At 55.4% G+C, this 14,605-nt stretch carries 10 protein-coding genes; 5 read left to right on the forward strand and 5 right to left on the reverse strand.

All coding sequences use genetic code 11. The annotated features are described in order from the left end of the window. On the reverse strand, positions 1–303 hold a 303-nt coding region (tnpB, locus tag RX972_RS17875; protein WP_316877511.1), incomplete at its 3' end, for an IS66 family insertion sequence element accessory protein TnpB. A 593-nt stretch (positions 304–896) separates the two neighbouring features. Further along, entirely contained in the window at positions 897–1,412 is a 516-nt protein-coding gene (locus RX972_RS17880) for a Bro-N domain-containing protein (RefSeq protein ID WP_316877512.1), read from the reverse strand. Between the two features lie 585 nt (positions 1,413–1,997). Here RX972_RS17880 and RX972_RS17885 point away from each other — a divergent pair. The 5 genes from RX972_RS17885 (at position 1,998) to RX972_RS17905 (ending at position 8,049) form a co-directional block, all read left to right on the forward strand. Next, positions 1,998–2,345: a hypothetical protein gene (locus RX972_RS17885; protein ID WP_316877513.1), complete on the forward strand. Its 348-nt coding sequence runs from the start codon at positions 1,998–2,000 to the stop codon at positions 2,343–2,345. A 295-nt stretch (positions 2,346–2,640) separates the two neighbouring features. Beyond that, positions 2,641–3,963: a hypothetical protein gene (locus tag RX972_RS17890; protein WP_316877514.1), complete on the forward strand. Its 1,323-nt coding sequence runs from the start codon at positions 2,641–2,643 to the stop codon at positions 3,961–3,963. Positions 3,964–4,651: 688 nt separating this feature from the next. Next, entirely contained in the window at positions 4,652–5,659 is a 1,008-nt protein-coding gene (locus RX972_RS17895) for a hypothetical protein (RefSeq protein WP_316877515.1), read from the forward strand. Between the two features lie 75 nt (positions 5,660–5,734). Continuing rightward, on the forward strand, positions 5,735–6,571 hold the full coding sequence (locus RX972_RS17900) for a 23S rRNA (adenine(2030)-N(6))-methyltransferase RlmJ (RefSeq protein ID WP_316877516.1): 837 nt from the start codon (positions 5,735–5,737) through the stop codon (positions 6,569–6,571). A gap of 326 nt (positions 6,572–6,897) precedes the next feature. Continuing rightward, on the forward strand, positions 6,898–8,049 hold the full coding sequence (locus tag RX972_RS17905; protein WP_316877517.1) for a hypothetical protein: 1,152 nt from the start codon (positions 6,898–6,900) through the stop codon (positions 8,047–8,049). Positions 8,050–8,338: 289 nt separating this feature from the next. On the opposite strand, the gene msrA is transcribed toward RX972_RS17905, so the two are convergent. The 3 genes from msrA to aceF all read right to left on the reverse strand — a co-directional run bounded on the left by msrA (position 8,339) and on the right by aceF (position 14,478). After that, positions 8,339–9,001 carry a peptide-methionine (S)-S-oxide reductase MsrA gene (msrA, locus tag RX972_RS17910; RefSeq protein WP_231675664.1) on the reverse strand — a complete coding sequence of 221 codons (663 nt, stop codon included), beginning with the start codon at positions 8,999–9,001 and terminating at the stop codon, positions 8,339–8,341. Positions 9,002–9,191: 190 nt separating this feature from the next. Continuing rightward, a complete protein-coding gene (locus RX972_RS17915; protein ID WP_316877518.1) occupies positions 9,192–11,885 on the reverse strand; it encodes a putative bifunctional diguanylate cyclase/phosphodiesterase in 2,694 nt (897 codons plus the stop codon). Between the two features lie 934 nt (positions 11,886–12,819). Then, a complete protein-coding gene (gene aceF / locus RX972_RS17920) occupies positions 12,820–14,478 on the reverse strand; it encodes a dihydrolipoyllysine-residue acetyltransferase (protein ID WP_316877519.1) in 1,659 nt (552 codons plus the stop codon). Positions 14,479–14,605 lie beyond the last annotated feature (127 nt).

Consider the following 14,605-nt stretch of genomic DNA (forward strand, 5'->3'; position numbering starts at 1 on the left):
GCCATCGAGTAACCAATTGAGTTCCTGGACGGTCAGAACGATCGCCTCGTCGGTGGCGTCAGGCGATGTTTTGAATCTTTCGGACTCAAGTCGTTTGAGCCAAAGGCAGAAGCCGTTGCGCTCCCAGTACAAGATCTTCACCCGGTTGCGGGACTTGTTGAGGAAAACGAAAAGCACTGGATCAAAGACGGCGACCTTGATGTCCAGTTCGACCAAGGCCGACAGACCATCGATGGACTTTCGGAAGTCAACGGGCTTTGGGTACAGATACACTTTTTCGACTTTGGCATCGGGTCGCATCATGGTGAGCTGGCTCCTGAGGGAATCGGGAGCACAGCATCCGGGATCAGTTATGCGCTTTGAATGTGGGGTTTATGGAGCGCTTACGGTAATTCAGTCGGCTATTCTATCACTGTGCAGAATACCTTCCAGATTTCCATAAATAAATCCGTCGTGGCTGTGCATGCCGGAAGAGCATGGATTAATAGTGTTCCCGGAAGGAAGATTATCTCAATCAATTACTATAACCAAATTTCTAACCAATTCGTGATTCCGATGCCTTCAACTCACGGGCTGTGGGTTGTGACTAGCGATGCCGTCAGTCCGCCACAGAATTTTCCATTTTTGGGGACGGACGGACTGATTGGTAGTTCTCAAGGAAATCCAAACGACCAGGGATTTTCTTTGGCAGTACTTTAATTAGCTTTAAGCAGATATTACTCAAATGCCAAAGCATGCCCGAGCGAACCTTGGGCTTGCTTGTCTTCTTTCTCCTCGGAGCGTCCAGAGCAGAGATCATCAGCCCCGGATAAAGCCGATCCTAAGACCACGGGTCTCGGTTGCAGTCGATAGGTTCGATCATCCGGGGAGTCGGTACTCCCCATTTCAAACAACGCCTATCCAAATAGATGTTGCTTTATTGCTCCCCACTTTCGACCTGGCCGCCCACCCCCCCCCTCATCCCGCCTGGGCAACAAACATGGCATATCCCGCAACCGAATCCACGGCTCATCCTGCCAATGCATAACATTCAGCTCCCCGGTCTGCCATTCCAAAACACCCGGCGTCGGGCTGCTCTGGTCTTTCACATCCGAGCCGTAGCGCAATCTCGGCAGCACGCTATACGTCAGCCATTTTCGCAGCGGCAGGTTGGCCGGGTTGGGGTGGTAGACGAGCAGGGCGTAGACCGCGGACTCGCTGACCATCAGGGTTTCTTTTGCTTGGCCGTAGTAGCTCATCAGCACGTTGCGGCGTTGGTCGGGGGCGAGTTTGCGGGTGAAGCGTTCTTCGAGGAACAGGCCCATCATGCGGCCCAGATCTCGTGCGCAAAACCACGCCTGACGGTCGATGAGCAGGGCGTGCAGGTGGTGTTTATGGCGGTTGAACACCATGGGTTCTAAAGGCGATTCCATTGCTGTCTGTCCGTATTGGCTTTATTGAGGGACCAAAGGCGTCGGGAGCTAAGAACACCAACAAGAAGTGCCGACATATTCCCCCGAAGGGTCTTGTATTAGCCGACTCCCGACATAACAGGCATGCGAAGGCATTATGCACCCGCGATAAACGAATTTATCGCGGGCACAAAAAAACCGCTGACTGTCGTGGCGGGTGACGCTTGTTCGGAGTTCTTAGGCTCAGGGCGCGCATGATTGGGCAGACGGTTTTGGGCGTAAATGCTGGCACGTGTGTGCGGATGTGACCGGGGTGAAATCGGGTTGGCCTGCGGTGTCGGCATTAGCCTGGAAGGTGATGTTTCTAGCGATGAGGTGTTGCAGCTATTCCGGCCTCTTCCTGGCTGAAGCCCGTCCCACGGGGGGGACGAAGGCTTGCGATAACAAAAGATAACGCTTTGTGCAGGGCTAATCGCCGATAAATCTAACCATCTCGTCTCTGTGAGTCGCGAAGTAAGGTTCTATTGGCGATACTCTCTATCAATAAATCACGCTGACATAACGCAGTTGTCAGAAAAGCTGACATACGCAAAATGCAGGTGAGCCATGGGCATTCACTTTCTACCGATTTCTATTTCTGCTGCGCTTGAGATTACCCGTATCGTCGACGACAGGTGCAAATCCCTCGATAAACCCGGCACGACGATTAATCCCGGCCTGGTTCTATTTGGTCACGGGCCGACAAACGCCAAAATATTTCTTCTGGATCACGGTGTACTTCAACAGAATACTCAGATTAATTCTGGAGGCGCATGGTTGATAAGGCTTGCTGCCGAAACGGGCAGTCATTGCTTTAGTGTGTGCACCAGCAGTGGAGCGGTTTCTCCTTCCTGGGATATTACCGTCGTAGCGTCGACCCCGAAGTATTACGGGATCATGTGGGATCGGTTTTAGCCGGGAAGTGATGTACCTGACGACAAGCATTGAGAGTTGCATCGGCCCTCTTCGTGCATAAATTCACTCCAGGGGCCACGTGTTGCTGCGCGACAGCGCTTACGGCGCACACCATGATGCTTGTAATAACACTCCATAGCCAAAGTCACTGCGAACATAGCCAATCGATCTTAGCACTGTCACTTCTACCAGTAGTTGAAGTGGTGTCGTTGGCCAATACTTCCATTCACACCCCTTATCAACCCTGACATCAGGATGTTGTCAGCCCACTGCTGGACACACGCAGGTAAACATCATGGACACTCAACCAAAACGCACTCCCGAAAGAATCGCATCCTCTATTAGCAATGTTGTAGACAGCCAGGGCGTTACAGTCCCGAACGGCGATACCACCTCCGATACCGTCTTGACGCTATCAGGCAGCGGGAATCCAAGCTCGGTGGTATTTATCTTCGACAACGGAGCCCTCCTGACCACGGCCTCTGTGACCATCAATGGCACCTGGCGTTTTACCGAAACGGTGGTGCAGGGGCAGCACACTTTTACGGTCCGAGACGGGCTGGGCGGAGTGGATTCGCCGGCGTGGGTGGTTACCGTGGGGGAAGCCGCCGTAACCCCGGAAATTACCCGGATCGAAGATGCCTCCGGCAACGAAATTCCAAATGGCGGCACGACAGATGACAACAGCATGATCATCGTTTACGGCACCGCTTCGCCCAATCAGCAGGTGGAGTTGTTTGACTACGCTGCGTCGGCAGGCCCTGTAAATGTCGATAGCAGCGGAGACTGGAGATACCAGGCATGGGGGTTGAGTTTCAAGGGGTACAGCCTTACAGCCAAGGGGTTGTACGGTAGTTTTCCAGAGTCTGATAAATGGGATTTTACGGTTATAGCGGTGACAGTCCCGACCATCTCTATCATTCTAGATGCTGCCGGGGTGGAGATTCCAGAGGGTGGCACGACGCCCGGCACCAGCGTGACCGTGATCGGCTCCGCCGCTGTGGGGCAGCAGGTGGAGGTCTTCGATGGGGCGAACTCACTGGGCACGGTGGTTGCAACTGGAGGCAACTGGAGACTTCCTGTTGCGTCGCTAACGATCAAGGCTTACAGCATCAAGGCTGTTGGGCTTTATGGCAGTCTTCCGGAGTCGGCGGTACGGGCTTTTAGTGTAGTGAATGTTGGGCGTGAAAATTTTGAGGGACGACGAATGGAAGTTATTCATGGTGGGGAGAGCCGGAATTTTTCTGATGGGCTTGTTGGTGTCTTTACAGCACTGCCGGGTGCAATTGCCCATATTGCTACAGTTCTGACTCCTTTTGGCGCTGTTCCAGGTTTTGGTCTTCTATGCCTTATTCTGATTGACTTCGGTCGAGTTGATTTTCAGTTCGGTAGGATGATTGCGAATTTCAAGTTCCAACATGCGTATAATGATAGGGGTTTATGCGTTTTGACATTTTATGATGCCGAAGGCGGAGTGATATTGGAACATAACTTGGTTCAAGAGGTATCGGGTGTCTCAGTTGAATTTAAGTTACCAAGGCCATGCGCGCGCTGTGCTTTCGTTCGGCCGAACGGTCCGCATGGTAACTGTTGTCTTGATAACTTTGAATGGTATTGATGTTGCGGGTTTTTTATTAGGGATGATGCCTGCTATATGATGCGGTAAGGGGGATACAATAATTTTTAATAATTGATTTTTTTGGCTTCGGGCTGTTGTCGTTTGTGCGGTTTTTTAGGGCACCAGAGTACATCGCACCGCATGACAGGCTCACTCAGTGATAGGTCAAGGTGCTTTGCCAGTTATGGCAGGGAGTACCGGTGACGCGCCCCTTGGACGTTGGGCGCGGTTACGACTGGCTGATAAGACAACCAGAAAATCAACCGTCACTCAAACCGATGCTCCTCTATCACTCTGGATAAAACAAATCATTAGGTTCTTTGCTTGGCAAAGTGCCGATTGATCTAAGTACTGTCACTACTACCAGTAGTTGAAGTGGTGTCGTTGGCCAATACTTCCATTCACACCCTTTATCAACTCTGACATCAGGATGTTGTCAGCCCACTGCTCGACACACGCAGGTAAACATCATGGACACTCAACCAAAACGCACTCCCGAAAGAATCGCATCTTCCATTAGCAATGTTGTAGACAGCCAGGGCGTTCCAGTCCCGAACGGCGGGACCACCTCCGATACCGTCTTGACGCTATCAGGCATTGGAACTGCAAACTCGGTGGTGTTCATCTTCGACAAAGGGGGCCTCTCGCCTACGGCCTCTGCAACTGCGCTCATCTAAAGGTGATTGCCATGAATATCGACTCACGTTCCACCATGCCTGCTGCGGTGCCGGCCATTACTGGCGTCGTGGACAGTGAAGATCATCCCATTCCTAATAACGGAACGACCGAAGATACGGTGCTGACCCTTTTGGGTGTGGGTACGGTCAATACGGGAGTCATCATTGCTGATAACGACATCCCCATCGCGATGGCCCTGGTGAATGAAAACGGGGAGTGGATGAAGTCAGTGGCGGCGCCGGAAGGCAGGCACAGTTACACCATTCGTTTCTCCGACGATGCCTGGGTGGTGACGGTGGTCATCGCTGCGCAGGCCCCGAGTATCATCAGTGTGCGCGATTCTCAGGGCGAGGTTGTCGAAGGTGGTAGCACCTTTGATCAGCGCGTGACCCTCGAAGGTACTGCTGCCGCTGATCAACCGGTGGACATTCTGGACAGGGCAGAAATCATTGCCAGTGTACTGGCGACGGAAGGGAGATGGGCGGTTGACCTGCCATTGCTGGCGTTTAAAGGCTACAGCATTAAAGCGCGAGGTCTGTACGGCAGCATCCCGGAATCTGAAGTTAGAACCTTCAGTGTCATTTATGCCGGGGAGGATTTTGAAACCGGCACATTGGGCGTGATCCCGGCGAATACTCCTCAAGAGTTTCCCTCCCTGTTCGTCACGCCGAAAGACAAAGATGCCAGCTTGGTAATCAATTCAGATGCAGCCCCTATCGTGACTGAGAAGACTGTTTCATTTGCAGATGAAAGCTCGGTGCGTTTTGATCTGAAGTCACCGGTCAATAAAATCACCTTTGGTGCCTATGCCAAAGCCAGTGATTTCAATGTTGAGATTCCCTCCCTTGCCTGTCTCGATGAGCAGGGTGATCTGATACTCGAACGCAAGCTGGATTTCGGCTTTCAGTTCGCCGCCTGGCATGACGTTATCAGTACAGATCGGAGGATAAAAACCCTGGTCATCACCGTGAATCGGGGAACCGACTGGTTTTATATCGATAACTTCACGTTTGCCTGATTGTGCCCGTTGCGACGTTTGAACTGATCTGTGGCTCTCGCTTTTGCTAAACTGCGCAGCCTTCGAGGAGCTGCCATGAATTACCGTCACGCCTTCCATGCCGGCAACCACGCCGATGTGCTCAAACACCTGATCATGACTCGCTTGTTTGCCCTGATGGCACGCAAGGAGCAGCCGTTCGCCTATATCGACAGCCACGCCGGGCTTGGCCTTTATGACCTGAAGGGCGATCAGGCCAGCCGCACCGGCGAATATCTGGAAGGCATTGCCCGTTTGTGGGACGCACCGGACCTGCCTGCTTTGGCGGCTGATTACATGCAGCTGCTGCACGACATGAACCCCAATGGCGAACTGCGTTATTACCCGGGCTCCCCGGAAATCGCCCGTCGCTCTACCCGCGCCAATGATCGCGTGCTGCTCAACGAGAAGCACCCGGAAGACGGCCGATTGTTGAAAGACAATATGAAAGGCGACCGCCGTGTGGCGGTGCATCTGGGCGAAGGCTGGCATGTGCCACGTGCGCTACTTCCAGTCGGTGAGAAGCGGGCAGTGTTGCTGATTGATCCGCCGTTCGAACAGCTCGACGAGATGAAACGCTGCGCCGTGGCCCTGAAAGAAACCATCGGTCGTATGCGCCAGACCGTGGCTGCCATCTGGTACCCGATCAAGGACCCGCGCCTGCTCAAGCGTTTCTATCAGGATCTCGCTGAGACCGGGGCGCCGAAGTTACTGCGGGTTGAGCTCTATGTTCATCCACTGGACACCCCCGCCAGCCTCAACGGCTCGGGCCTGGCCATCGCCAACCCGCCTTGGGGCCTTGAAGAAGAGCTGCGCGAGCTGCTGCCGTACCTGGCGCAGAACCTTGGCCAGACCAAGGGTGACTGGAAGATGGATTGGTTGATTGCGGAGTGATGTTTAAACGACTGCGGTAATACTGGGTAGGAGCGAACTTGCTCGCGAGGCGATGGCCATGATTTATCTAAATCAGAGCCTCTCCAGCGCGTTGACGCCTACCCAATTAAACCAAAGTCGAGTCTTTAGTTTAATCACCATAAACAACTATCTCAGGCCGTGATGGTGAAAAGAAATATAAACCGGACTGGCTATCGCAAACGACTCTAACCACTGTCATTTCTAACAGTTATCTACCATCCATTACTAAACAATACTGGGGTCGAAACCTCTGCGGATGCTTCTACGCTTGCGGTCAAATCCCCATTATTAATGTAGGTGATGCAATGGCTTTCCGAACTCAAGCTCCTCAAGAAATGGCTTCTCTCTCTATTGATAGCGTTTTTGATTCCCAAGGCGTCCCGGTGTCGGACGGCGGCTTCACCAGAGATCCCGCGCTTACGTTATCGGGTGCCGCAGTTGACACTGGGGTACTGGAGGTTTTGGAGAACGGCACTCGCAAAATCGTCGCCTGGCCTGAGAATGGTACGTGGTCGGCGCAAGTACAAATGACTGCAGTAGGTAGCCACAGCTTTACGGTACGTTCAATCGACAATGGCACCGAGTCTGAGCCGTGGGGGGTTATAGCAAGCTGGAACGAGCCGCTTATCGAAGGTGTTGTTGACTCTCAAGGCGTCCCTGTATCGGACGGTGGCTTCACCAGAGATCCTGAACTTATACTATCGGGCGCCTCAGTCGATACTCAGGTAATGGAGATTCTGGATAACGGCACCCGCAGGATCATGGTCTGGCCTGAAGACGATACGTGGTCAGCGCAAGTGGATCTGATAATAGCGGGAAGCCACAGCTTTATTGCTCGATCAATCGATAATGGCGCGCAGTCTGAGCCCTGGATGATCAACGCAAGCTGGAATGAGCCACGTATATTGGGTGTTGTAGATTCCCAAGACGTTTCGATACCTGACGGTGGATTCACCCGAGAACCTGAGCTCACCCTGTCGGGTGACGCAGTTGGCACTCAGGTATTGGAGATTCTGGATAACGGCACCCGCAGGCTCATGGTCTGGCCGGAAGACGATACGTGGTCAGCGCAAGTGGATTTGATAACAGCGGGAAGCCACAGCTTTATTGCACGATCAATCGATACCGGTGCGGAGTCCACGCCCTGGATTGTCAGTGCAAGCTGGCACGAGCCGGTTATCGAAGGGGTTGTTGATTCCCAAGGTGTGCCTGTGCCGGACGGCGGTTCTACTCCCGATACGCTATTGACTCTTTCTGGAACGGTGGTTGATCAGACCAGGCCTGACGTCCTGGATATTCTGGATAACGATCTTCTGACGGTCAGAGCTTTTCCATTTGAAGGCGGTTGGGAAGCACAACTGCGAGGATTGACTGTCGGAGGCCATAGCTTTACTGCGCGATCAAACAACAATAGTGCAGTGTCTGAGCCTTGGGTGATTACAGTGACTACCTCCTGATTGCACAGGATCAACAACGATGTATTTCTCGGTGAATTCGGCCCCACAGGATCGCGGTGGGCTTGAGTCTGGCACCAACCCCGTGGGAGCGAATTCATTCGCGAAGGGGCCGATGCATCCGCAGCGTCTTTGTAATCAGGAATAGCGCTTTCCCGAATGAATTCGGTCCCACATGTTCTTCGTGAATTCAGAAAGTTACGTGTTGTTTGATGACAGCGAACTTGTTCGCGAGGCGATGTTCCTGATTACGCAAAACAAGCGCCTCGCTAACAAACTGTCTTTTACCCAATCAATTCCCCGCCAGACTCGGCGGCATGCACACACCGGTGCCACCAATCCCGCAATAACCCTGCGGATTCTTCGCCAGGTATTGCTGGTGGTACGCCTCGGCAAAGAACACAGTCGGCGCTTCTTCTATTTCGGTGGTGATTTCACCCAGCCCGGCTTTGCTCAGCTCTGCCTGATACACCGCAGCGCTGGCCTTAGCGGCAGCGAGTTGTTCCGGGGTAGTGCAGTAGATCACCGAGCGGTATTGCGTGCCGATGTCGTTGCCCTGGCGCATGCCTTGAGTCGGGTTGTGCAGTTCCCAGAACTGGGTCAGCAGTTCGTCGTAGCTGACTTTTTCCGGCTCGTAGACCACCAGCACGACTTCAGTGTGGCCAGTCAGACCGGAGCACACTTCTTCGTAGGTCGGGTTAGGCGTGAAGCCACCCGCGTAGCCTACGACGGTGCTGACGACGCCGTCCCGTTGCCAGAAGCGGCGTTCGGCACCCCAGAAGCAACCCAGGCCGAAAATCGCGAATTCCACGTTGGCGGTGAACGGGCCCAGTAGCGGGTTGCCGTTGACGAAGTGGGTTTCCGGGAGTGCCATCGGTGTTTCGCGACCGGGCAGGGCTTGGTCAGCGGTAGGGAGTACGTTTTTGTTCACAAGAATTTCCGAGCGTAGAGCCATGAACCTTTTCCTCATGGTGGGATGCGGGCAGGCCGCGAAGGTAATCAGGGCGCGACTCCCGGTAGGAGCGAACTTGTTCGCGAGGCGGTGTCAGTTTCGCCGCCTCGCCAACAAGCTGCCTCCTACCGAGGGCGGCGTGATGTCAGTTAGCAGCAAGTGTGCCCCAAACAAGCGGGCTGGGGGAAGTCTGTCAGGCCAACGGTCCGCGTGGGTAGCGGCGCAGCTTGTCGATCAGGTCCTGACCGGGGATGGGTTTGTCGAACAGGTAGCCTTGACCGACGTCGCAGCGATGGCGGCGCAGGAAGGTCAGTTGAGCGGCGGTTTCGATGCCTTCGGCGACCACTTTGAGCTTGAGGTTGTGGGCCATGGCGATGACTGCCGAGGTGATTTCCATATCGTCCTCATCATCCGGAATGTCGCGGATGAAGCTGCGATCGATCTTGATCACGTCGATGGGGAATTTTTTCAGGTAGCTGAACGATGAATAGCCGGTGCCGAAGTCGTCCATGGCCAGCGACAAGCCCATTTTCTTCAGGGCGTCCAGTTGCTGGCGGGTGTCTTCAGTAGCCTCCAGCAGCAGGCCTTCGGTCAGTTCCAGCTCCAGCAGGGAAGCATCGAGCTGTTCCTCTTTGAGGATCGCGGCGATTGCACTCACCAACTCCGGGTCGGAGAACTGCTTGGGGGACACGTTGATCGCCACTTGCAGATTGCCGAAACCGGCTGCGGTCAGTTGTTTGCTCATGCGGCAGGACTGGCGTGCTACCCATTTGCCGATCGGGATGATCAGACCCGTCTCTTCAGCGACGCTGATGAACTGGTCAGGGCGAATCATGCCCTTCTCCGGGTGGTTCCAGCGCAATAGCGCTTCCATGCCGATCAGACGCCCGCTGAGCAGGCACAGCTTGGGCTGGTAGAAGACCTCCAGCTCGTTTTGCGTCAGGGCGCGGCGCAGATTGTTTTCAACGAAAAGTTTGTAGCTTGCCTCGGCATTCAGGGCTTCGGTAAACAGCTGAACCTGATGCTTGCCGTTGGCTTTGGCCTTGTGCAACGCAAGCCCGGCGTTTTTCATCAGCGTCTGCGGATCACGACCATGCAGCGGCGCGCAGGCCAGGCCGACAGAGCCGGTGACGCTGATCAACTGGTTATCGACGAAGATCGGCTTGTCCAGCGTTGCCAGCACCTGGGTGGCAATGCTTTGCCCGTCATCGGCCCCGGTCTGATCGAGCAGCACGGCGAATTCATTACTGGCAAAACGCGCCAACACGTCGCTGGGGCTCAGGGTGTTACGCAGGCGACGGGCCAGGCTGATCAGCAATTTGTCGCCGGTCTGGTGGCCCAGGCTGTCGTTGATGCGTTTGAAGTTGTCGATGTCCACCAGCAACAGGCTCATGGGCGTGTCGCTATCCCGGGTAAAGCGCTCGTCCAGGGTGCGAATGAACGCCGGCCGGTTGCCCAGGTTGGTCAGGTTGTCGGTGTAGGCCAGGCGCTCGATGCGCTGCTGAGCCAGTTTGCTCTGGGTGATGTCTTCGTAAATGCCGATGTAATGGGTCAACTCGCGGTTGTCGCCATACACCTTGGAAATCGACAGTTGCCCCCAGTAGGGTTCGAGGTTTTTACGACGGCTCTTGAATTCACCTTGCCAGCTGTTGCTGCTGGCAAGGCTGGAATTGGCGTCCTTGAGCACTTCGCTGAGGTTTTCCAGTGCGGGCAGCTCGGACAGCTTGTACCCGTGGACCTCATCGGCCGTGTACTGGGTAATTGCGGTGAAACTCGGGTTGACGTATTCGACCACGCCGTCGCAATTGACCAGCAGGAAGGCATTGGCGCTTTGCTCGACTGCGCGCTGGAATAGGTGCAGCGCGCTGGTGGCGGTGCGCCGGGTGTGGTTGTTGATGGCCTGGGCGAATTGATCCGCCAGCTCACCGGCAAAGGCGATCTCATCGGACTGCCAGGCGCGCGGTTCACCGGTTTGCTCCAGACACAGCACACCCATCACCTGGCCGTCGATGCGAATACTGGCGTCGAGAATGGCGCTGATGTCACGTGGCTTGAAGCTGGCGATCATCTCTTTGGTGCGCGGATCTTGCTGGACGTCGTGTGCATCGATGGCACGGCTGTTATGCAGTGCTTCGAGGTAACTCGGATACGGGCTCGCGTCGATGGGGGCCGGCAGGTGGCTTTTCTTGTCTTCGCGACGATAGGCGGAAATAGGTTCAAGCATGTGGCCACTGAGGTACCACATGCTGGCGCAGGAGATGTTGTAGATCTCGCAGGCACTTTTAGTGATCAGTTCAGCCGCCTCCTGCAACGCGTTATTGGTGCTGTAGCGCTGGCGGGCGAGGTGAAGGATCAGATTTTGCTGGGCGCGGACACGCTCCAGGTGCTCAAACTGTTCGCGTTGGGCTTGTTGATTGAGCTCAAGAGCGATTTGCAGGCGCGAGTTCTGGGTTTCCAGATCGGGGTTGGCGTACTGATCGGCGTCGATCTGCAGGCCATCAACGACCATCAGGTAACCGCGCAACAGGTGCCGATTGTGTTGCTTATAGCCTTCGCCCACTTCGACCACGCTGAGTGGGCCACGGGCGGTGTGCAGGGTATAGCGCACGGTGTAATGCGGGGTTTCAGCAAGCTGCAACTGAATGGAGTCGTGTACTTGATAGCGGGCTTCAGGTTCCATCAGGCTTGCGTAAGGCGAGCCCAATAAGGCGCAGAGTTCCACGGCAGCCAGGCCGAACTGTTTTTCACAGTTTGGATCGAGATAGAGTAGCGCCCAATTGGCTTCATTAAGCCGCTCGAAACGCAGCATGCCGAGGCGCGAAGGCACCGGCAATTGCGTCACTACCTCGGCCGCCGTTCTACCGGCAGCATCGGGTTGGCTCTTCATGAAGGAACTCGCTTTCGGAATACTGAACGCGTGCGGGCGGGGCCCTTTCTGATTTCGCGTGTGGCAAGGTTGCATCATGCAGCACTGGCTGACAAGGGAGCGCGGTGGCTTAGTGCTATAAATGTTTGGCCATAATAGGCTGGTTGTATGCAGTTTATGAATTAAGCGCTCTAGATCAAGGCTTTGCTGGCGGTGGGGGAATATTCCGGATTAGCGGCATTTCGCCGCACTTTGCCAAATCGCGCACAAAAAAAGCCCCGCCATGTGGGCGGGGTTGAGGTCGAGCGGTTTGGCTCGGTGAAACAGGTGGCTCTGGCGCCGCCCCTGTGGGAGCGGATTCATCCGCGAAGAGGGCGGCACATCCAGCAAATAATTGCCTGATACACCGCCTTCGCGAATGAATTCGCTCCCACAAAGGAGAGCGAGCACCCAGCCAGGCTTACAACAGGATCGTGCGGATATCAGCCAGCAGGTCGCTCTGGCGCTGCCCCTGTGCAGACTGTGTGAAAACCCTTAGACAAAAACAAACTGCGCGCGCTCACGTGAAATCTTTAAAAGTTTGTGTGGGTCACAGACCTCAAACTCACGTAGGAGCGCGGTTTTTTGAGCGTTTTTTAGCCAGCTAATTGGCTCGTGAGGTTTTCACACAGCCTGTGTGGGAGCGGATTCATCCGCGAAGAGGGCGGCACATCCAGCAAATCATTGTCTGATACACCGCTTTCGCGAATGAATTCGCTCCCACAAAAGAGAGCGAGCACCCAGCCAGGCTTACAACAGGATCGTACGGATATCAGCCAGCAGGTCGCTCTGGCGCCGCCCCTGTGGGAGCGGATTCATCCGCGAAGAGGGCGGCACATCCAGAAAATCATTGCCTGATACACCGCCTTCGCGAATGAATTCGCTCCCACAAAGGAGAGCGAGCACCCAGCCAGGCTTACAACAGGATCGTGCGGATATCAGCCAGCAGGTCGCTCAGGCGCTTGGTGAAGCGCGCGGCGGCTGCGCCGTTGATTACGCGGTGATCGTAGGACAACGACAATGGCAGCATCAGCTTAGGCTGGAAGGTTTTTCCATCCCAAACCGGCTGCATGGTTGCCTTGGAAACACCCAGAATCGCCACTTCAGGCGCGTTGACGATAGGCGTGAAGCCGGTGCCGCCAATGTGGCCGAGGCTGGAGATAGTGAAGCAGGCGCCCTGCATTTCGTTCGCTGAGAGCTTCTTGGTACGGGCTTTTTCAGCCAGTACTGCGGCTTCGGCAGCGAGTTGCAGCAGGCTCTTCTTGTCGACGTCCTTGATGACCGGTACCAGCAGGCCTTCAGGGGTATCAACAGCAAAGCCGATGTTGACGTATTTCTTGCGGATCACTGCTTTGCCGCTTGGTGCCAGCGAAGCGTTGAAGTCTGGCAGTTCCTTGAGCAGGAAGGCGCAAGACTTGAGCAGCAGAGGCAGGATGGTCAGTTTGACGCCTGCTTTCTCGGCAACGGCTTTCTGCGCAACGCGGAAAGCTTCCAGGTCGGTGATGTCGGCCTGGTCGAATTGTGTAACGTGCGGAATGTTCAGCCAGCTGCGGTGCAGACCGGTGGCGCCCAGTTGCATCAGGCGGGTCATCGGCACTTCTTCGATTTCGCCGAAACGGCTGAAGTCGACTTCAGGGATTGGCTGGATGCCCGCGCCGCCGCTTGCGCCGCCCGCTGGAGCTTCCTTGGCCTTCTGCATCATGGCCTTGACGTAAACCTGCACGTCCTCTTTAAGCACGCGGCCGTGTGGGCCGGTAGCGCTGACGGCGTTCAGCTCAACGCCGAACTCACGGGCCAGTTGGCGAACTGCCGGGCCTGCGTGAACCTTGGCGCCGTCTTTGGCCGGAGCTGCAGCTGTTTGAGCCGGCGCAGCAGCTGGAGCTTCAGCTTTTGGCGCAGGCGCGGCAGCCGGTGCAGCTTCAGCCTTGACCGGTGCGGTAGCAGCAGGAGCGGCAGCTTGAGCAGGGGCAGCAGCAGGCGCAGCGCCAGCCACTTTCAATTTCAGGATCAGGTCGCCGGTGCCGACTTCGTCTTCGAGCTTGACGAGGATGGCTTCGACAACGCCTGCGGCTGGAGACGGGATCTCCATGCTGGCTTTGTCGGACTCCAGAGTGATCAACGATTGATCGGCAGTGATGGTGTCGCCGACCTTGACCATCAGCTCGATGATCTTGGCTTTGCCCGACGAACCGATGTCCGGTACGTGGATGTCCTGCACGGTTTCAGCCGCGGCAGCAACTGGCTCAGCAGCAGGCGCTGGTGCAGCTTCAGCAGGCTTTTCGGCCGGTGCCGGAGCGGCAGCAGCCGGAGCAGCAGCTTCGGCAGGCGCAGCGGCAGCTTCGCCTTCAACTTCCAGCTCAAACAGCTCGTCGCCTTCTTTCAGGCGGTCGCCCAGCTTGACCTTCATGGTCTTGATGACGCCAGCCTTGGGAGCAGGGATTTCCATGCTCGCCTTGTCCGACTCCAGCGTCAGAACGCTCTGGTCAGCTTCGATGCGATCACCGACCTTGACCATCAACTCAATAACTTCACCTTCACCGTTGCCGATGTCGGGTACGCGAATTAGCTCACTCACAATGTCTCTCCTTCGGAGAACCTGTTCACTCTCGATTGCGCCGGGTTAGTCAGTTGCGACAAAACAGCTTTCGGATGCTCATTTAACGTTCATCAAAAACGGTAAATTCCGCATCTTCAGCTGCCTT

The organism is Pseudomonas syringae group sp. J309-1 (assembly GCF_032582135.1).
GTDB classification, from domain to species: Bacteria; Pseudomonadota; Gammaproteobacteria; order Pseudomonadales; family Pseudomonadaceae; genus Aquipseudomonas; species Aquipseudomonas quasicaspiana.